General features: G+C 61.0%; 17 protein-coding genes. 9 read left to right on the plus strand and 8 right to left on the minus strand.

The annotated features are described in order from the left end of the window. Positions 1-43: 43 nt before the first annotated feature. Positions 44-1,240, minus strand: a complete 1,197-nt coding sequence (locus tag ACZ89F_RS32360; protein WP_476096222.1) for a flavin-containing monooxygenase — start codon at positions 1,238-1,240, stop codon at positions 44-46. 354 nt (positions 1,241-1,594) lie between these two features. Here ACZ89F_RS32360 and ACZ89F_RS32365 point away from each other — a divergent pair, with 354 nt between their 5' ends. After that, positions 1,595-2,632, plus strand: coding sequence for a phosphatidylglycerol lysyltransferase domain-containing protein (locus tag ACZ89F_RS32365; RefSeq protein WP_476096224.1), 1,038 nt, complete (start codon positions 1,595-1,597; stop codon positions 2,630-2,632). A gap of 133 nt (positions 2,633-2,765) precedes the next feature. Here ACZ89F_RS32365 and ACZ89F_RS32370 read toward each other — a convergent pair whose 3' ends face one another. The 3 genes from ACZ89F_RS32370 to ACZ89F_RS32380 form a co-directional block, all read right to left on the minus strand. Then, entirely contained in the window at positions 2,766-3,527 is a 762-nt protein-coding gene (locus tag ACZ89F_RS32370; RefSeq protein ID WP_476096225.1) for an ABC transporter permease, read from the minus strand. After that, positions 3,524-4,450, minus strand: coding sequence for an ABC transporter ATP-binding protein (locus tag ACZ89F_RS32375; RefSeq protein ID WP_476096227.1), 927 nt, complete (start codon positions 4,448-4,450; stop codon positions 3,524-3,526). The genes ACZ89F_RS32370 and ACZ89F_RS32375 overlap by 4 nt, the downstream gene beginning before the upstream one ends. Before the next feature lie 177 nt (positions 4,451-4,627). Then, entirely contained in the window at positions 4,628-5,596 is a 969-nt protein-coding gene (locus ACZ89F_RS32380; RefSeq protein WP_476096229.1) for a quinone oxidoreductase family protein, read from the minus strand. Between the two features lie 59 nt (positions 5,597-5,655). On the opposite strand from ACZ89F_RS32380, the gene ACZ89F_RS32385 reads away from it, so the two are divergent. The 4 genes from ACZ89F_RS32385 to ACZ89F_RS32400 all read left to right on the plus strand — a co-directional run bounded on the left by ACZ89F_RS32385 (position 5,656) and on the right by ACZ89F_RS32400 (position 9,809). Then, a complete protein-coding gene (locus tag ACZ89F_RS32385) occupies positions 5,656-6,144 on the plus strand; it encodes a MarR family winged helix-turn-helix transcriptional regulator (RefSeq protein ID WP_476096230.1) in 489 nt (162 codons plus the stop codon). A 127-nt stretch (positions 6,145-6,271) separates the two neighbouring features. Continuing rightward, a complete protein-coding gene (locus ACZ89F_RS32390) occupies positions 6,272-7,633 on the plus strand; it encodes a cytochrome ubiquinol oxidase subunit I (RefSeq protein WP_476096232.1) in 1,362 nt (453 codons plus the stop codon). A 10-nt stretch (positions 7,634-7,643) separates the two neighbouring features. Continuing rightward, complete coding sequence (locus ACZ89F_RS32395; protein WP_476096234.1) at positions 7,644-8,648, plus strand: cytochrome d ubiquinol oxidase subunit II; 1,005 nt, start codon at positions 7,644-7,646, stop codon at positions 8,646-8,648. A gap of 78 nt (positions 8,649-8,726) precedes the next feature. Continuing rightward, entirely contained in the window at positions 8,727-9,809 is a 1,083-nt protein-coding gene (locus ACZ89F_RS32400; protein WP_123150424.1) for a transposase, read from the plus strand. Between the two features lie 348 nt (positions 9,810-10,157). On the opposite strand, the gene msrA is transcribed toward ACZ89F_RS32400, so the two are convergent. From msrA to ACZ89F_RS32420, 4 genes are all read right to left on the minus strand, one after another. After that, complete coding sequence (msrA, locus tag ACZ89F_RS32405) at positions 10,158-10,889, minus strand: peptide-methionine (S)-S-oxide reductase MsrA (protein WP_476096235.1); 732 nt, start codon at positions 10,887-10,889, stop codon at positions 10,158-10,160. A 111-nt stretch (positions 10,890-11,000) separates the two neighbouring features. Continuing rightward, complete coding sequence (locus ACZ89F_RS32410) at positions 11,001-11,321, minus strand: hypothetical protein (RefSeq protein WP_476096237.1); 321 nt, start codon at positions 11,319-11,321, stop codon at positions 11,001-11,003. A gap of 104 nt (positions 11,322-11,425) precedes the next feature. Next, on the minus strand, positions 11,426-12,118 hold the full coding sequence (locus ACZ89F_RS32415) for a DUF1223 domain-containing protein (RefSeq protein ID WP_476096238.1): 693 nt from the start codon (positions 12,116-12,118) through the stop codon (positions 11,426-11,428). Between the two features lie 146 nt (positions 12,119-12,264). Then, positions 12,265-13,386, minus strand: a complete 1,122-nt coding sequence (locus tag ACZ89F_RS32420; RefSeq protein ID WP_476096239.1) for a TadE/TadG family type IV pilus assembly protein — start codon at positions 13,384-13,386, stop codon at positions 12,265-12,267. A gap of 236 nt (positions 13,387-13,622) precedes the next feature. Here ACZ89F_RS32420 and lepA point away from each other — a divergent pair, with 236 nt between their 5' ends. From lepA to ACZ89F_RS32440, 4 genes are all read left to right on the plus strand, one after another. Then, a complete protein-coding gene (gene lepA / locus ACZ89F_RS32425) occupies positions 13,623-15,428 on the plus strand; it encodes a translation elongation factor 4 (RefSeq protein WP_476096240.1) in 1,806 nt (601 codons plus the stop codon). A gap of 1,143 nt (positions 15,429-16,571) precedes the next feature. Beyond that, positions 16,572-17,144 carry an Nmad2 family putative nucleotide modification protein gene (locus ACZ89F_RS32430; protein WP_476096242.1) on the plus strand — a complete coding sequence of 191 codons (573 nt, stop codon included), beginning with the start codon at positions 16,572-16,574 and terminating at the stop codon, positions 17,142-17,144. Between the two features lie 259 nt (positions 17,145-17,403). Next, positions 17,404-18,228 carry an ImmA/IrrE family metallo-endopeptidase gene (locus ACZ89F_RS32435; protein ID WP_476096244.1) on the plus strand — a complete coding sequence of 275 codons (825 nt, stop codon included), beginning with the start codon at positions 17,404-17,406 and terminating at the stop codon, positions 18,226-18,228. Continuing rightward, positions 18,212-18,739, plus strand: a complete 528-nt coding sequence (locus ACZ89F_RS32440; protein WP_476096246.1) for a PIN domain-containing protein — start codon at positions 18,212-18,214, stop codon at positions 18,737-18,739. Before ACZ89F_RS32435 ends, ACZ89F_RS32440 begins: the two co-directional genes overlap by 17 nt. The last annotated feature ends 61 nt before the right edge of the window (positions 18,740-18,800 follow it).

The raw sequence follows: 18,800 nt of genomic DNA on the forward strand, positions 1-18,800 counted from the left end.
GCAAATAACGGATCAAGCCGGCGTGCCGGCGTCTCCGATCAAGTCAGCGTGAAGCACCGGATTGGTGGGAGACGTCAGCGGAAGCTGCAATCCGTTTGGCGATCGCCTTGGCCAGGATGCCGGCATTGGCGAAGCAGCCGCGAATGCTTGGCCGCATGCCGGTGAACCACAGGCCGGGCAGTTTCGGATCGGCTTGCCCGCCGTTGAAGAGCGGAACGCCCTTGCTGTCGAGCACGCCGAGCTTGCCGACCATGGGCTCCAGCCCGGTGCGGTAGCCTGTCGCGGCAATGACGATATCGGGATCGATCAGGCTGCCATTGGCCAGCATCACGCCGTCGCGGGTGAATTCCCGTATGGCCGGCACGACGGTGATCTTGCCGGCCTTGATGGCGTCGACTGCACCGTCGTCGGCGGCGATCGCGGTATAGTCCGAGGTCAGGCGGCTGGCGCCGCCGCCGCGTGCTGGCGGCATGCCGAATTTGCTCAGGTCGCCGAAGACCAGGCGTTGCGTTGCGGCGATCGCCGCATCGGCGACTCGCAACGGCAAGCGCGCCATGAACGGCGAAAGCCGATGCACGGCGATCTTGCCGATCCGCTTGGGCAGCAGGGCGGGGCTGTTGCGGGCCGACAGCCAGATGGCGGCCGTGTCTATATCGGCCAGATGATTGAGCGCGTCGAAGCCCGAATTGCCGGCGCCGACGACCAGCACTTTCTGGCCCGCATAATCCTGCGCGTCGCCGAAATCCGCCGAATGGATGATGCGGCCGGCGAAATCCTTCATGCCTTTCCATTCCGGAGTGAACGGCTGCCTGTCGCGGCCGGTGGCGATGACGACATTGCGGGCGAGGCGCGGCCCCGCGCTGGTCCGCAGCGCCCAATGATCGCCGTTGAAGGCGATTTCTTCGACAGCGACGCCAAACTGCACCGGCAGCCGGTTCTCCTCCCTGAAATCATTCATATGGCGGACGACGACCATCCTTTCCGGAAAGGCAGGAGTACCCGGGGGATAGGCGAGACCAGGCAACGAAGAAAGATCGCGATGGGTGTTGAGACGCAGCTGCTTGTGCCGCCGGTGCCAGGGCTCGGCCAGCCGGCTTTCCTTTTCCAGGATCGCGGTCGGCACGCCGGCGTTCATCAAGGCGTGCGCGACGGCCAGTCCGGCAGCACCGGCGCCGACGACGATTGCCGGCTCGACCGTCACCGTCTGGTCCGCCACCCACCTGATTGTCGTATCAGCCATTCACTCTTGAATCCCATTCGACTGCCCTGCCGCAAGGCTCGCATGACGCTGTAACCGTTTGATCCCGTGCAGGACCCGACCCGCAAACCGCTGCCAATTTCGGGCCATACGATTTTCGAGCCATACGCTGGGCCGCGGTTGCGCACTATATGGCATATGCGCGATATCAACGGTAATCAGGTCGCGGCAATGTGATTGATTCGAGGCCCTGGGGGGCTGGCGGGTCTCTGTTATCCCCCACGCGCATGCCCGAAATCGAGTTCGATTTTCGAGGCCATGCGCAGAATCAAAGTGTACAGCACCTTTGCGTGTCTTGAACGCGCGGCGCTGTAGGCGGCACGCGGAATCTCGGCCATGGCCTCCTTGCGTATCTATGTCGACAGCATCCTTGAGGGCGCCGCGCCCAAGGTCGAGCGGCAGGCGCTGACCCATGTCGAACGACTGGCGCTTGTCCGGCGCCATGGCGACTTCTCGCTTGCCTACTCCACCGCCGTGCAGAACAAGCTTTCCTATTTCGGCGACGCCGACGGCTACATCGCCTTCGGCACCAAGATGAAGCATCATTTCGCGCTCGGCGATCCGGTGGCGGCTCCGACGCATCGACCCGACTATATCAGACGCTTCGTCGAGGCCGCCGGCAGCCCGTGGTTCGTGCAGATCGGCGAGGAGACCGCACGCGTGCTGGCCGGGCTCGGCTACAAGGTCAATCGTTTCGGTATCGACACCCGTCTCACCCTGCCTGGGCATGATTTCTCCGGAAAGCGCAACGAAACCGTGCGCTACTCCGAGCGCTGGCTGTTGAAGAAGGGCTTTTCGTTCGAAGAGGACAGGCGCACGATCCACCTCGACGAGATCGCCCGGCTTTCCCAAAACTGGCGCAGCGACCGCATCGTCAAGCGCTGGGAGATGGGCTTTCTCAACCGCCCGTTCGCCGACCATCTCGGCATCGACATGCGCCGTTTCGTGCTGCATGGCCCCGAGGGCGAACTGGTCGCCTTGCTTGATTTCGATCCACTGTTTGCCGACGGCAAGGTCATCGGCTACACCACCGCCTTCAAGCGCAAGCACATCGATGCCTCGCCGCACGCCGAGATCGGCCTGACCAAATTCGCCGTCGACCGTTTTCGCGAGCAAGGCATCTCGGTGGTCACGCTCGGCCTGTCGCCGCTCGTCGACATCGGCCCGAGCGGCTTTTCCGAAAGCGATTTCTGGCGCAGCACCTTCCAACGCGCCTATGACTCGCCCTGGGTCAACCGCCGCAGGTTCAACCTGCAGGGCCAGGCGGCGTTCAAGCGCCGCTTCCATGGTGTCGAGGAGCCGGTCTACATCGCCTTCCGCGAGGGGACGTATGTCGAGATGCTGGGGCTGCTGCGGCTGGTCAAGGCGATCTAGGCAGCCAACTATCGCAAACCCTGGAGATTGGCCGACGCCTTCCCAAACGTCGTCATCCTAGAGCGGAGCAGGAGCGAAGCGACGTCGCGGAGACCCTAGGATGACGAAGGAAGAGAGGTTCGCCCAGGACCCGTCAGTTCCTTAGCCGGTAGCCGGTCCTGAAGATCCAGGCGACGATGATTATGCAGACAGCCAAGAAGACGACGGTCATGCCCAGGCTGACCCCGACCGAGACGTCGGATTTGCCGTAGAAGCTCCAGCGGAAGCCGCTGATCAGATAGACGACCGGGTTGAACAGCGTCACCGTGCGCCAGATCTCGGGCAGCATGTTGATCGAATAGAAGCTGCCACCGAGGAAGGTCAGCGGCGTGATGATCAGCAGCGGCACCAGTTGCAACTGCTCGAAGCTCTTCGCCCAGATACCGATGATGAAGCCGAACAGGCTGAAGGTCACCGCCGTCAGCACCAAGAAGGCGAGCATCCAGAACGGATGCAGGATGGTCAGCGGCACGAACAGCGAGGCTGTCGCCAGGATGATCAGGCCGAGGATGATCGACTTGGTCGCCGCGCCGCCGACATAGGCGATGACGATCTCCAGATAGGAGACCGGCGCAGACAGAAGCTCGTAGATCGAACCGACGAATTTCGGAAAGTAGATGGCAAAGGAGGCGTTGGAGATCGACTGCGTCAAGAGCGACAGCATGATCAGGCCAGGCACAATGAAGGCACCGTAGCTGATGCCATCGATCTCGGTGATGCGCGAGCCGATGGCCGAGCCGAAGACAACGAAATACAGCGATGTCGAGATGACCGGCGAGACGATGCTCTGCAGCACGGTGCGAAAGGCCCGCGCCATTTCCATGCGGTAGATCGCCCAGACTGCGCGCAGGTTCATGGCTCTCTCCTCACCAGATTGACGAAGATCTCCTCGAGCGAGCTGTTTTGCGTGTCGATGTCGCGGAACTGGATGCCGCCGGCCTCGAGATCGCGGATGAGCGAGGCGACGCCCGGCCGCTCGGCCTGGTTGTCATAGGTGTAGGTCAGCTGCCCGCCATCCGGCGACAGCTCCAGCGCATAATGCGAGAACGCCTCCGGAATGGCCGTCAGCGGATTGCGCAGTTCCAGCACCAGCCGCTTGCGGCCGAGCTTGCGCATCAGTTCGGCCTTGTTCTCGACCAGGATGATCTCGCCGCGGTTGATGACGCCGACGCGGTCGGCCATCGCCTCGGCTTCCTCGATGTAATGCGTGGTGAGGATGATGGTGACGCCGTCCTCGCGCAGCCGGCGCACCATCGCCCACATGTCCTGGCGCAGCTCGACGTCGACGCCGGCGGTCGGCTCGTCGAGGAACAGGATGCGCGGCTCGTGCGACAGCGCCTTGGCGATCATCAGCCGGCGCTTCATGCCGCCGGAGAGCGTGATCGCCTTGGCGTCCTTCTTGTCCCACAGCGACAAGTCGCGCAGCACCTTCTCGACGAAAGCCGGGTTGGCCGGCTTGCCGAACAGGCCACGGCTGTAATTGACCGTCGCCCAGACGCTCTCGAAGGCATCGATGGTCAGTTCCTGCGGCACCAGGCCGATCAGGCTGCGCGCGGCGCGGTAGTCCTTGTTGATGTCGTGGCCGTCGACGGTGACGGTGCCCGACGAGCGGTTGACGATGCCGCAGACGATCGAAATCAGCGTCGTCTTGCCGGCGCCGTTGGGACCGAGCAGCGCAAAGATCTCGCCACGCTGGATGTCGAGATTGACCTCCTTGAGCGCGGCAAAGCCGGTAGCGTAGGTCTTGGAGACCCCGGAAATAGACAGGATGGAGGGCATGGCTGAAAACGGCTGCTTGAAAGAGGTCCCCTGATATAGGCCGAATGTCGGTGCATGCAACCGCAAGTCAATGCCGCTGCTGACAGTTGTCGACAATCGTTGCAGGCAGGTCGTTGCAGGTTCAGGGCCGATACGCTGAGCCCCAAACCTGAGCGCGCGTGGAAAGACGGGGCGAAATCAGGCTTGCCGCCTCTCCAGCGTGAACACGGTGCGCCTTGTGCTGTCGTCCTTGGCCCAGGCCTGTTCGATATCGGCCAGCGGCACCGGTGTGGTGGCGATTTCGAGGCCGGCCGGCACGGCAGCGCGCAGCAAGTCGCCGGCGCAGGCGATGAAGCGGTCGAGCGGGATGCTGCCGATGCCGCTGCCCATCAAGGCAATTGCCGACGACCGAAGCACGGCGCTCGGCAGATTTATGTCCGAACCGCTGACGGAGCCTATCTGGACGAAGCGGATCGGCACCGCGCCGGCGCCGGCCCTGGCGGCGGCGATCAGCAGGCGCTCGGCGCTGTTGCCCCAGAGGTAGTCGATGACGACGTCCACCCCCTCGGCGAACTGTCGCTTGAAGTTTTCCTCCAGAGCCGCCTCGTCCTCGACAAGCGGAATGGTCACATCCGCGCCGAGTGCGGCGACTGCGTCCAGGGCTGCGTCGTTGCGACCGGTGGCAATGATTTTGCCTGCGCCGAGATGCCTGGCTATCTGGACGGCGAGACGGCCCGCCGTGCCGGTGGCGCCATTGATCAGCACGGTTTCGCCGGACTTGAGTTTCGCCCGTTCGGTATAGGCCGCCCATGACGACATGCCGGGATTGGCGATGGCCGCGGCGGTGATGTCATCCAGTTCGTCGGGCAGCGCGACGCAGTGCGCCGTCGCAACAACCGTTCGTTCCGCCATGCTGCCATTGGGGCCCCTGGGTAGGGCGAAATAGACCCTTGAGCCGTCGTCGAGCCGGCCGACACCGTCGATGCCGACGACGAAGGGGAAATGGCCCGAAGAGCTGTAGTGCGCACCCGAGGCGCGGCTCTTGACGACGTGACTGATGGCGGCGGTGCTGACCGCGATGCGGCTCTCGCCTGCTGCGGGAACCGGTTCGGGGAAATCGCCATAGATTGGCGTTTGCCCGGCGCTTGAAACAATCGCGGCCTTCATGATGTTTCTCTTTCTGGTTTCTGAATTAAGTGTATAATGCACATATATGGAGTCGCCGCATGCCGTCAACAAATAAAGTGCAAAATACACATATCGCCACCCAACTGCGGCAGCTGCATGGGTCGGTGCTCGATATCGTCGGCCTGATGAACCGGCCACAGCGCGACGAGCTGCTGATCAAGGCGGCCGGCATTCCGCTCGACCGGGCGCTGTTTCCGCTGCTCGTCGGCATCGAGCGTTTCGGGCCGATCGGCGTCGTCGAAATGGCCGACCGCGTCGGGCGCGACTACACCACCGTCAGCCGGCAGGTCGCCAAGCTGGAGAGCCTGGGCCTTGTCCAGCGCCGGCCGAGTGCCGCCGACCGGCGCGTGCGCGAGGCGGTCATCAGTCCGAAGGGCAAGGCGATGACCGACCTCGTCGACGCGGCGCGCGAGAAGATCGGCCGCGCCATCTTCGAGACCTGGGACGCGCGGGAGATCGAGGAGCTGGTGCGCCTGATGCGCAAATTCGCGGACGCGCTCGGCGACATGCCGGACACCAGCACATAGGCTAAGCAACCACGTATGCGTCATATTGGCAGCGCGCTGCGGCGTTCCGCCTCGCGGCGGGACGCCGCTTTGACCGCCCGGCGCGACAGGCCTATTCTTGCCTCATTAGAAGCCGCCGGAGCCCACCATGGACCCGCTCATCCTGTCGCGCATGCAATTCGGCGCAAATATTTCGTTCCACATATTGTTTCCGACGATCACCATTGCGCTGGGCTGGGTGCTGCTGTTCTTCAAGCTGCGCTACAACGCGACAGGCGATTCAGCCTGGATACGTGCGTATTTCACCTGGGTGAAGGTGTTCGCACTGTCCTTCGCCATGGGTGTGGTTACCGGCGTCACCATGAGTTTCCAGTTCGGCACCAATTGGCCCGGCTACATGGAAAAGGTCGGCAACATTGCCGGGCCGCTGCTGGCCTACGAGATCCTCACCGCCTTCTTCCTCGAAGCGGCCTTCCTTGGCATCATGCTGTTCGGCTTCCGCCGCGTCTCCAACCGCATCCACACGCTGGCGACGGTGCTGGTGGCAGGCGGCACGACCGTCTCGGCCTTCTGGATCATCGCGCTCAATTCCTGGATGCAGACGCCGGCCGGCTTCGAGATCCGCGACGGCGTCGCGCACGCCGTCGACTGGTGGGCTGTTGTTTTCAACTCGTCGATGCCCTACCGGCTCACCCACATGCTGCTCGCATCCGGCCTGACGGTGTCGTTCCTGATCGCTGGCCTGTCGGCGCTGCGCTATCTCACCGGCGACCGCTCGGAATCGATGTGGAAGGCGCTGCGCACCGGCGTCTTCACCGCGGCGATCCTGATCCCGATCCAGATCTTTGCCGGCGACCAGCATGGGCTGAACACACTGGAGCATCAGCCGCAGAAGATCGCCGCCATGGAGGCCAACTGGAACACCGGCCCCAACGTGCCGCTGGTGCTCTTCGCCCTGCCCGACGAGGCGGCCAAGGAAAACAGGTTCGAGATCGCCATTCCCAACGGCGCCAGCCTGGTGCTGCGGCATTCGACCAGCGGCGTGGTGCCGGGGCTGAACGATTTTCCCGGCAACCATCCGCCGGTCTTCCCGGTGTTCTGGGGTTTCCGCATCATGGTCGGCACCGGCATATTGATGCTGATCGTCTCATGGTCGGCGGCCTATTTCCTCAAGCGCCGGCATAGCCTGCCGAAGCCGCTCGCCCTGCTGATGGTGCCGATGGCGCTGTCGGGCTGGCTGGCGACGCTGGCCGGCTGGTACACCACCGAGATCGGCCGCCAGCCCTGGCTGGTGACCGGCGTGCTGAAAACCGCCGATGCGGTCGGCCCGGTGGCCGGCAGCCATGTCGCGCTGACGCTGGCCATCTATCTCATTCTCTACGTGCTTTTGCTGATCGCCTATCTCGGCGTGCTGGTGCATCTGGCGCTGAAGGCGGCGAAGGACGGCGATTCATCGCCGCTGCCGGGCGTGATGAAGACGGCCATGTCGCAACCGGCAGCTGGCGAGTAGGAGAAGAAAAATGAGCTTCGACTGGCCAACCGCGCTTCCACTGATCTTTGCCGGCCTGATGGGCCTCGCCATCCTGATCTACGTCATTCTCGACGGTTTCGATCTCGGCATCGGCATCCTGTTCGCCGCCGCCGAAGACGCCGAGCAGGACACGATGATTGCCGCGATCGGTCCGTTCTGGGATGCCAACGAAACCTGGCTGGTGCTGGCCGTCGGCCTGCTGCTGGTCGCCTTCCCGCTGGCGCATGGCGTCATCCTGACCGCGCTCTACATTCCGGTGTTCGTGCTTTTGGTCGGGCTGATCCTGCGCGGCGTCGCCTTCGATTTCCGCGCCAAGGTGCCGACCGAGCGCAAGCACCGCTGGAACCGTATTTTCTTCCTCGGCTCGCTCATCGCCTCATTGGCGCAGGGCTACATGCTGGGCGTCTATGTGCTGGGCCTCGATGTTGGCTTCGGCGGCATGGCGTTCGGCGTGCTGGTGGCGTTCTGCCTGGCCGCGGCTTACGCGGCGATGGGCGCCGCGTGGGTGATCTACAAGACCGAAGGCGAGTTGCAGAAGAAGGCGGTGCGCTGGCTGCGCACGACGCTGGTGCTGACCGCGCTCGGCATGGCTGCCATCTCGCTGGCGACGCCGTTCGCCAGCCCGCGCATCTTCGACAAATGGTTCGTCTGGCCCGCGATGCTCTATTTGTCACCGCTGCCGATCCTGTCGGCAATATTGTTCCTGTGGTTGTGGCGGCAGACCTTCCACCTGCCGAAGCCCAACGACCGCCATTCGCTGACGCCGTTCCTGACGCTGGCCGCCATCTTCGCGCTCGGCTTTGCCGGCCTGGCCTGGTCGTTCTATCCGTTCGTGGTCCCGGATCGCCTGACCATCTGGCAGGCGGCCTCGGCACCGGAAAGCTTGGCCATCATCCTGGCCGGGACCGTGGTCGTGCTGCCGGTCATCATCTTCTATTCGTTCTATGCCTACCGGGTGTTTGGCGGGAAGGCGACGGATCTGACGTATGATTGAGAGATAATCTCCCCCCTCGAGGGCATATGCGCTAAGATAGGTGTTGCAGCGGGGAATCGGTTGTGATTCTACGCTGCGATGACTCACGAATCGCTTGTAGATGACGGCTGGGCCGAGACGATTGAACTCCTCGGCGGTGAAGAGTTGATCACAGGGAGTGCTCGCGAGACGAGGGCGTTCCTGCGGCCGCGGGGTGTCAGGTCGGCTACTGATCTGTTGCGCCTGACGCTGGCTTATTGCCTTGGCAAGGTGGGCATGCGGGGCGTCGTGGCCTGGGCGGCGGCAAGCGGGATCGCCGACATCTCGGATGTGGCGTTGCTCGGCCGGCTGCGCAATGCAGGGCCGTGGCTGCAGCAGTTGATTGGGTATCTTTTGAAGCGCGAGGAGAAAGGCCTGGCCAAAGGCCGGCTGATCCGCATCCTCGATGCGACGGCGGTTGCCAAGGCCGGTGTGCATGAGAAGAAGAACAATGGCCTTTGGCGGATGCACTGCGCCTTCGAGCTTGAGCGCGAGCAGTTCGATTTCATCGAGATCACCGACCAGAGCGAGGCCGAGCTGATCGACCGCGTGCCGGTGATACCGGGCGAGATCCGCATCGGCGACCGCGCCTATCTGCAGGCCGAGCGGATCGCAAAGGTCCTGGCGCAAGGCGGCGACGTTCTCGTGCGCGCGGCGTGGAAGAATGTGCGATGGCTCGACGCCAGCGGCACGGCGTTCGATCTCATCGGCCACCTGAAGAGCTGCCGCGAGGAGGTCATCGAAACGCCTGTCTGGCTGGGCCTCAAGAAGGGCGATCCCCTGAAGATGCGCCTGATCGCCTTGCGCAAATCCGAGGCCGCGGCACAAGAAGCACGACGCAAGATCAACAAGGAAGCCAAGGCCAAGGGCACGCAGGTTCGACAGGAGACGCTGATTGCTGCCGGCTTCGTGATCCTTGTGACCTCGCTCGACCAGGATGAGTTTGACGCCGACACAGTTCTCAAGCTCTATCGCATGCGCTGGCGCATCGAGCTCGCCTTCAAACGTCTGAAGAGCCTGATCGGACTGCGCGCTCCCCCCGCCAAAGACCCAAGGATCGCAAAGCCTTGGATTCTTGCCCACTTCCTCATCGCGCTTGTGACCGAACCCCTCTCGCAGGAGTTTGGTGTCTCTCCCCCTTGAGCGACGGGCGCCCGCTACTGTGGCGCGCCACCCGCCAGATCGTCGCCTCTCTGATCGCAGCGATCTTTGCTCAACCTCCCTTGGCAATCCTGCGCCAAAATCTCCCTGCCTTGCGACATCGATGGCGTGAGCCACCACGAAAGCGCAAATTTCAGTCCATGCCAAAACTATCTTAGCGCATATGCCCTCGAGGGGGAGATGTCGCCGTAGGCGACAGAGGGGGTCGCCGCGCGTGTGGCGCTAACCTCCATTCGCCGCAAGAGGCCGAGTCCGGTCGAGCCGACCCCCTCTGGCCGCTTCGCGGCCATCTCCCCCTCAAGGGGGGAGATTACGCGCAGCCACCAAACCTCAGTTGCTCGCCGCCAGCACCAGCACCGGCTTTTCGCTGTACAACGCCGGGAACAGCGCCTTCAAATTCGCCACCTTGGGCAGGTCGTTGTAGACGATGTAGGGATAGGTCGGGTTCAGCGTCAGGAAGTCCTGATGATAATTCTCGGCCGGATAGAAGGTCTTGCCGGTTTCCAGCGTGGTGACGATCGGCTCCGGAAACACCTTGGCCTGGTCGAGCTGGGCGATGTAGCTCTGCGCGATCTTTTTTTGCGCTTCGTTTTCGGCAAAGATCGTCGAGCGGTACTGCGTGCCGGAGTCCGGACCCTGGAAATTCAGCTGGGTCGGGTTGTGGGCGACCGAGAAATAAACCTGCAGCAGTTGGCCGTAGGTAATCTTGGACGGATCGTAGGTGATCTCGACGGATTCGGCATGCCCGGTGCGGCCTGAGCCGACCGTCTCGTAGACGGCGGTGTCCTTGTCGCCGCCGGTGTAGCCGGAGACGGCCTTGGTCACGCCCTTGACGTGCTGGAACACGCCCTGCACGCCCCAGAAGCAGCCGCCGGCGAAGATTGCCTTTTCACTGCCGGCAGCCGCCTTTTCGTCCAAAGCCGGCGGCGGGATCTTCACCGCATCCTCGGCCGAAACCGCCGGCGTCAGCCAGAAGGCGGCGCCCGCGGCGGCCAGCGCAAGCGCGGCGAGCGCGCCTTTGACAAAGCCGAGCGAACGGTTTGAAATCTTGATGTCGGTCATGGTTGCACTCCTCATGGCTTCCATTGGGATCAGTCTATTGCATCAGCTACGGCGGCGCGACGCGCGAGTTGCGGCGGGGGCTCACATTCGCGTGCGCCGCCGGCAGCCGGCCTAGTTGGCCGGCTTCATGGCATCGGTTGCCGGCTTCATCGCATCCGTTGCCGGTTTCATCGCGTCAGCCGCTGGCTTCATGGAATTGGTGGCCATGGGATCGGCAGGTTTCATCGCGTCGGTCGCAGGCTTCATCGCATCCGCGGCGGGTTTCATGGTATCGGCGGCGGGTTTCATCGCATTGGCAGCAGGCTTCATCGTGTTGGTCGCGTCATCGGCACGGGCGATGCCGCCGGCAAGCAGCGTCGTCGAGCACACAGCGAGTGCGAGTGCCGGCAGGGTCAGGCGGGCCAACAATGTCGGCCGGGACAGAATGGTCATGGTGATCTCCTTTGGGGTTGGTCGTTGAAGGCGCGCCCTCTTGGCGGCCGTGCTATGCGGCGCCGCGCGTGCGGCGTTTGCGCAATCTCTTGTTGAAGCGTGATCTAGTTTGTCGCGGCGGCCAGGATCGGCCCGCCGCCGGGCGATTGCACGAACACGGCCATGCTCAGGCCGTCCGAAGCTGGCGGCAGATCCAGCGCCGTGGCGTCGCCGGTCCAGCTGCCGAGTTTCTTGAGCGCATGCACGACATTGGCGTGCGGCAGGGTGCGGCCGCTGTTTTCGCCGCGCGCCACCGGCACCTCGACGACGCCCTTGGCATAGCGCACCAGCCAGACATCGGCCCGGCCGGCCGGCACCGCGCCGGCGCCGATGCTGATCTTGCCGCCATCGAGCGTCAGCGACGGGCCGCTGGTGCGGCCAGTGCTTGCGATCAGGTTCTGGATCTCGCCGGGTGCGGCGCCGACGACATCGGCATGGCCGTTGACCACCACTTGCGGCGTGAACGGGCCGTCATGGCCGAGCGGCGGCTCGTAAGTAACCTGGCGCTGGGTGAATTCCTGGCGGCCGAAAATATCCTTCCAGCCGAGATAGTCCCAGTAGGTGACGTTGAACGACAGCGCCAGCACGCCGGGCTGGTCCTTGACCTTGATCAGATTGGCGTTGGCCGGCGGGCAGGACGAGCAACCCTGGCTGGTGAACAGCTCGACCACGGTGAGCGGCTGGGCAGCCGCCGCGCCGAGCGACGCTGCCAGCGCAAGCGCGCAAAGGCCGGACAATGCGATAGGTTTGCGGGACATCGGCTTGCTCCGTGGGCGGCGGCGCCTGGATGCACCGCTCATGTCCCCACTTCGCCGCCGCTTGCTGCTTCGTTACAGCGCTCACCGGTTTGTGATCTGGCGTTCTTCCCTCCTCCCCCTGTGGGAGAAGGCAGGAAGCGCAGCATCTACTGCGTCAGCGTCGTCTCGGATGGCCGCTTGGTGAAGTCGCATTTACCGGTGACGTTGTAGAAGAAGTCGGCGTTGCTGACTGGCGCCGGCACCGCGTTGCCGCCGTCTTCCCACGCCTGATAACCTGTCTCGCCGCAAGGTATGTCGGAGAAGATGTCGACGGTCTTCCCGGTCTCGACCTCGGGCATAAGGGTCGGGCTTAGACCCATGTAGAGCCGGTTCGATGTCGTCGGATCGTTCGACGTCAGCGTGCTCGGCGAACCGGACGGAACGGACATCTGCAGAACCAGCTTGTTCATCGTGCTGACATCGATGACCGCACCGGATCCGGTCGGGGGAGTGTTGGTCGTCACGCAGGTGGTCGAGAAGTAGATCGTCTTGTTGTTGACGTCTTTTGCGGTGCCGGCGATTGAGCCTGCCGGCACGGCGGCCGCACTGGCGACGGTGGTTGTCGTGCATATCTGCTTCTGCACTTCCGTCTTGTTGCCCGATGCGTCCACCGTGGACACCGTGGTCGTGCCATAGCCCTTCGGTTCGCCAAGGCTGTAATTCTTGCCACCGGATTTATAAGTGTACTGGTAATTGCTGTAGACATAGTCGATCTGCATCAGGCTCTTGTCCTGCGTGCCGGTAAACGTCCTGCCGTACAGCTTCATGGTCTTGTTCCAGTAGCCCGACACCTTGTCGATCTTGAAGGTGGCCTGCACCAGGCCCGGCGCCTTGCTCACCGCCGACGCGACGCCGATCGGCACGGTGTCGATCCTGGCGATCTTCATGAACACGGTTGGCATGGCGAAACTCGCCGTGGCCTGCGCGGCGGCGGTGCCGTTGGCGGTGACGGTGAAGGTGCTCAGCGTCGCGGCGCCCTGTCCGCCATTGGCTACGTAGGAATCCTGCAGCACCACCTGGCGCTGCGCCTTCGTCGAGGCCGTATCCATCGTGGTGATCGCCAGGACCGCGGCATCGAGTGCCGCCTGCTCGGCCGACTTGGTCTGGACCGCCGAGGTGTAGTCGACCGAAAAGCCGACCGCGGTGATCAGCGGAATCATGATGACGATGAGAATCGGCGCAATTGAACCGCTCCTCGACTTGATAAACCTGCCAGCCAGCCCCCGCATGCCTTGATCCTTACAACGGAATATCACTACCGGCTAACATGGCACTCCCCAATTATGCTCTAACGGACTTGGTTAAAATTTATTGATTTTTCGCGAAAAGCGCGAAAGCCAGCGAAAAGTGTGGCGGCGCTTGCCCTGGCAGCGGCTGCACGGCCTTGCCTGCCAACGGGCCGCGCCATTTGTCCGGCGGCAGCCTGCCGCTTGCTCGGGCAAGCCGCCCCTGCTAAACGCGCGCCATGAGCACGCCCCTCGACCACATCCGCAATTTCTCCATCGTCGCGCATATCGACCATGGCAAATCCACGCTTGCCGACCGGCTGATCCAGCTGACCGGCGGGCTGGAGCTGCGCGACATGAAGGAGCAGGTGCTGGACTCGATGGACATCGAGCGCGAGCGCGGCATCACCATCAAGGCGCAGACGGTGCGGCTGAAGTACCACGCCAACAATGGCGAGGACTATATCCTCAACCTGATCGACACGCCCGGCCATGTCGACTTCGCCTATGAAGTGTCGCGGTCGCTGGCCGCCTGCGAAGGTTCGCTGCTGGTCGTCGACGCCTCTCAAGGCGTCGAAGCGCAGACATTGGCCAATGTCTACCAGGCCATCGACAACAACCACGAGATCGTCGTGGTGCTGAACAAGGTCGACCTGCCGGCCGCCGAGCCCGAGCGCATCCGCGAGCAGGTCGAGGAGGTGATCGGCATCGACGCCTCCAACGCCGTGCTGATCTCGGCCAAGACCGGGCTTGGCATTCCCGATGTCTTGGAGGCCATCGTCCACCAATTGCCGCCGCCGCGCGAAGGCGATGCCACGGCCCCCTTGAAGGCGATGCTGGTCGACAGCTGGTACGACGCCTATCTCGGCGTCATCGTGCTGGTGCGCGTCATCGACGGCGTGCTGAAGAAGGGCCAGACCATCCGCATGATGGGCACCGGCGCCAAGCACCTGGTCGAGCGCACCGGCGTGTTCACCCCGGCCCGCATCAATGTCGACGAGCTCGGCCCCGGTGAGTTCGGCTTCTTCACCGGCTCGATCAAGGAAGTGGCCGACACCCGCGTCGGCGACACCATCACCGAGGACAAGCGCTCGACGGCCAAGGCGCTGCCCGGCTTCAAGCCGGCGCAGCCGGTGGTGTTCTGCGGCCTGTTCCCGGTCGACGCCGCCGATTTCGAGGATCTGCGCGCCGCGGTCGGCAAATTGCGCCTCAACGACGCCAGCTTCTCTTTTGAGATGGAAACCAGTGCCGCGCTCGGCTTCGGCTATCGTTGCGGCTTCCTTGGCCTGCTGCATCTCGAAATCATCCAGGAGCGGCTGGAGCGCGAGTTCAACCTCGACCTGATCGCCACGGCACCCAGCGTCGTCTACCGGCTGCTGCTCACCGACGGCTCGATGAAGGAACTGCACAACCCGGCCGACATGCCCGACGTGGTGAAGATCTCGGCCATCGAGGAGCCGTGGATCCGCGCCACGATCCTGACCCCCGACGACTACCTCGGCGGGATTCTGAAGCTCTGCCAGGACCGGCGCGGCATCCAGGCCGACCTGTCCTACGTCGGCAAGCGCGCCATGCTGATCTACGATCTGCCGCTCAATGAAGTTGTGTTCGATTTCTACGACCGGCTGAAGTCGATCTCCAAGGGCTACGCCTCCTTCGACTATCACCTCACCGACTACAGGGAAGGCGACCTCGTCAAGATGTCGATCCTGGTCAATGAGGAGCCGGTGGACGCGCTGTCCATGCTGGTGCACCGCACGGCGGCGGAAAAGCGCGGAAGGCAGATGTGCGAGAAGCTGAAGGAGCTGATCCCGAACCATCTGTTCAAGATCCCGATCCAGGCCGCCATCGGCGGCAAGGTCATCGCCCGCGAAACCATCTCGGCGCTGCGCAAGGACGTGACCGCCAAATGCTACGGCGGCGACGTCTCGCGCAAGCGCAAGCTGCTGGACAAGCAGAAAGAGGGCAAGAAGCGGATGCGGCAGTTCGGCAAGGTCGATATCCCGCAGGAGGCGTTTATCCAGGCGCTGAAGATGGGGGATTGAGAAGCCGGTTGGTGCGCAAAGCGCGCCAAGTCATCGATCCGGTGGATCGATGACAGGCTTCGAAAGCGGGGGAGCTGCCGGAGGCAGCGGGCCCCCCGCCAGCGCGGCGCTGACGCTGCACGGTGGAGATTGGGCGCCAGCCGCTCAAACTTACGAATTCGCGTAGGTTTAGCTTTGAGTTTGTTTCCAACCCACATTCAGCGACTGAACGACAGCCGGTGTTGGATTTGCAATAATTGGACTAACAGACAACGTCACGTGTGCGCATCTCGAACATCCGTGGTCGTTGGAAGGTGTGCGAGCGCGAAGGCCTTGGTCACATATTGGCGTACCGCATTCTTCGCAATTTATTGACCTAACCGCCGCACGGAGTTGATGTATTTCACGCTGCGCCATCCAAAGCCGAGCAGCCGTAACGTTTATCTCGGTCGCTCCTATGGTCACGGTGTCGAATGTATCATCTCGTAGCATGATGCCGTCGCTTGCGTACCAGTGTATATGAAGGCCTTCCTCTTCGGGCCTGCAAGCGGTCCAGATTATCGCCTGATTGGACCCCCAAATATCTATTCCTCCGGGAAACTGGTCCCATCGAAGCGACAGCGGCCGTTGAGGCGAAACCACAGCCGGATCGATTTTGCTCGAATACCCTTCGCGCAAAGATATCAATGGGTTGGCTATAGCTTCGACATCGGTAGTATTAGTCATCGAACACGACGGGCATCTGTGGCTCGTCGATGGCCGAGCTGCAGACTGTCGCCCAAGAAAAATATCCCCTCCGCAATTCGCGCAAATAACATGCCTCATGCGCAAACCAAGAATCTGGGAGATCATGAAACCTACTGCCGCGTCTTGATCAATCCGTATGTCTCGTCCTGTGACTCGATCTCTGAAAGTGACTTCATCAAAGCTTTGATCTATGTCTTTGTCGGCTTCTGGTCTTTTGCGTGCGTGAACATGTATTCCTGCCTCTTCATTGGGCCTGTGCGCCGTCATGAAAATCGGCTCGACGCCCCCCCAGATGGCAATCCCTGCAGGGTACTCGAACGGGTCTAATAAAAGGTGGTCCATCAAGTTGCCAAGCTTGTTTCTATTATCATAAGATAAAGATCATAGCTTAACATGGTCTTTTCAAGAGGAATGAATATGAACGGCTATGTCTACATCACCGGTCAGGGAGCGGACCCCGGCGCAGGCCGTTTTTTAAAGGACCCTATGTTTGGACCGGTACCTACATTGGGCGCATGTATGCCAAATATTCGGCGTGCGGTCTCCATAGGAGATTGGATATTTGTCGTGAGCGGGAAGATCGAAAGGTTTCAACAGTACATAATCGGTGGAATGCAGGTCGCGGAAAAAATCAGTGCGTTGGAAGCACACGCGAGATTTCCTGGAAATCGACTGGCGTTGACTCCTGGAGGCCTCCTAGTCGGAAACGTGGTGGTGTCTGACACCGGTGACAAACATCCCTTAGATACTCATTCAGAGGATGGATTTGATCGCCGCGTTGAGAACTTTATCGTAGGCGGCAATTCCATAAACCTAGAAACTCCAGGGCAGGTTCAGCGCAGCCGAAATGAAACCCTGCCCATCTTACAAAAGGTCGTCGGCAAGGCCGGAAACAGGCCGATTGACGTGATCGGTCGCATGTCCAAATTAGATGGATTAGAGGTCGATACCATGCTTGCATGGCTGGGCGACATCAAGTCGGGAAAATGATCGCGTGAGAAGCAAAATTTCTCGCCTGGAACCACGATTCCCTACCATCTCTAAGCGAACTGGTATCGCGGTCGAGCGACTACAATCCATATCGCATGGATCAAGCCCAAATCTCAGCGAATTGCTTGCTCTAGGCAAATATCTGCGCATCCCCGTGGACGCGATCGGCGAGTTCGATGACAGTACCGGCATGGCAGACATGCGCCTTCGCTCGTCCAGCCATCCAGACATGTTTTACTCCTCCGAAATGCGGGTCCGGTTGATCACCGACTTCATACTGAAAGAGGCAGGGCCAGATCAAAGAAATATCCAGATAGAAATGAAGGCGAGTACCGACAGCCTCAGATCAATCGACGACACGTCATTGGTCGTAAGGAGCCTTTTCCGTCTTGGACAAGATATCGACCCAATCAGAGATATCTCTAAGGTTATTAGCGATTCTGGATTGGCTCACGTTATTAAATTGAGGGGCCTTGGAGTAGACGGAGCCTGCGTCAGTATAGATGGCATGAATTTTATATTTGTTTCAGCTCAATATCTCCCGAGAATGAGATTCACTATAGCTCACGAATTGGCTCACATAATTTTTGGACATTGTAGAAACAGGCCAATAATTGACGAAAATATATTCGACGATGAAGCGAGCATGGCGGATGATGAGAAATTAGCTAACGCCTTCGCATCATGCCTCCTGATACCCCTTCTTGGGGTTACGCGATTTATCAGCAGGTTCAAGGACTTATTTGATCAGAAGAATGACTCCATCTCGTCTGTCGAGATCGCATACATCGCCCGTTTTTTTGGCTCCAGCTTTGAAGCTGCCGGGAACAGATTAGAGCAGATTCGAGTCATAGACAGAGGGGTCACGGCTCGGATTTTGAGCGAAATTAGGAAGAATTTCGAGAGTGCGGAGGCTTATATGCGCAGCCTGCCGGTCAAAGATAATTATGACGAAATCCCGGTCTTGTCCCCCGCTATAAAGTCTTTCGTTAGATCAAAAATCGAAGATGGCCAGTATTCCGTCAGTCGTGTTGCCAACATATTCGGATATACGGTGAACGAAGTTTATGAATTTATCCGATAGCGTTAGATTCGATACCTGCAGCTGGGTTAATCTCGTTAATTGCGGGCTTCTACAAACCGTACTCGCCTTTCTCAATGGGCAAAAAGCAATTGTAAGGGCAGTTCAGATGGAGATGAGCGGCCCTTACCGGGAACTGTTCGATGCGCTTCAGTCGGACAGCGTATGCGGCCTGTGCGAGAGTGAGGTGGACCCGGATGAACTGCAAGAGTTCATTCGAACTGAGAATATCGGACAGGGGGAGGCGCATTCGATACTCGCATGTCGAAATCAAGATATCTACTTTGTTTGTGACGATCGGCGAGCAAGATTAGTTGCAGAAAGAATTATCGGACGAGAAAAAGTTATAGGTTCAATTGGCATCTTGTGCAGCCTGTTGGCGACCGGAATTTTGGATATCGAAAAAACACTCCTATGCGTGGATAGGATGATGGAATCGGGCGGATTTTTGCCGGCAATGAATGCCGATTACTGGCGCAGATGCGAAGCTGGTGAGGCTCGATTAACGCAATGAACTTGGCTTTCCTTGTGAACAATCCCCGCCGATCGTAGCCGACGCCGCTCTTTTCACTTCG

It is taken from the genome of Mesorhizobium sp. USDA 3734, from assembly GCF_056279665.1.

Bases quoted from the DNA above. Each gene is read 5' to 3' on its own strand.
- ACZ89F_RS32360 (WP_476096222.1), bottom strand. From the start codon at position 1,240: ATGGCTGATACGACAATCAGGTGGGTGGCGGACCAGACGGTGACGGTC.
- ACZ89F_RS32365 (WP_476096224.1), top strand. From the start codon at position 1,595: ATGGCCTCCTTGCGTATCTATGTCGACAGCATCCTTGAGGGCGCCGCG.
- ACZ89F_RS32370 (WP_476096225.1), bottom strand. From the start codon at position 3,527: ATGAACCTGCGCGCAGTCTGGGCGATCTACCGCATGGAAATGGCGCGG.
- ACZ89F_RS32375 (WP_476096227.1), bottom strand. From the start codon at position 4,450: ATGCCCTCCATCCTGTCTATTTCCGGGGTCTCCAAGACCTACGCTACC.
- ACZ89F_RS32380 (WP_476096229.1), bottom strand. From the start codon at position 5,596: ATGAAGGCCGCGATTGTTTCAAGCGCCGGGCAAACGCCAATCTATGGC.
- ACZ89F_RS32385 (WP_476096230.1), top strand. From the start codon at position 5,656: ATGCCGTCAACAAATAAAGTGCAAAATACACATATCGCCACCCAACTG.
- ACZ89F_RS32390 (WP_476096232.1), top strand. From the start codon at position 6,272: ATGGACCCGCTCATCCTGTCGCGCATGCAATTCGGCGCAAATATTTCG.
- ACZ89F_RS32395 (WP_476096234.1), top strand. From the start codon at position 7,644: ATGAGCTTCGACTGGCCAACCGCGCTTCCACTGATCTTTGCCGGCCTG.
- ACZ89F_RS32400 (WP_123150424.1), top strand. From the start codon at position 8,727: ATGACTCACGAATCGCTTGTAGATGACGGCTGGGCCGAGACGATTGAA.
- msrA (WP_476096235.1), bottom strand. From the start codon at position 10,889: ATGACCGACATCAAGATTTCAAACCGTTCGCTCGGCTTTGTCAAAGGC.
- ACZ89F_RS32410 (WP_476096237.1), bottom strand. From the start codon at position 11,321: ATGACCATTCTGTCCCGGCCGACATTGTTGGCCCGCCTGACCCTGCCG.
- ACZ89F_RS32415 (WP_476096238.1), bottom strand. From the start codon at position 12,118: ATGTCCCGCAAACCTATCGCATTGTCCGGCCTTTGCGCGCTTGCGCTG.
- ACZ89F_RS32420 (WP_476096239.1), bottom strand. From the start codon at position 13,386: ATGCGGGGGCTGGCTGGCAGGTTTATCAAGTCGAGGAGCGGTTCAATT.
- lepA (WP_476096240.1), top strand. From the start codon at position 13,623: ATGAGCACGCCCCTCGACCACATCCGCAATTTCTCCATCGTCGCGCAT.
- ACZ89F_RS32430 (WP_476096242.1), top strand. From the start codon at position 16,572: ATGAACGGCTATGTCTACATCACCGGTCAGGGAGCGGACCCCGGCGCA.
- ACZ89F_RS32440 (WP_476096246.1), top strand. From the start codon at position 18,212: ATGAATTTATCCGATAGCGTTAGATTCGATACCTGCAGCTGGGTTAAT.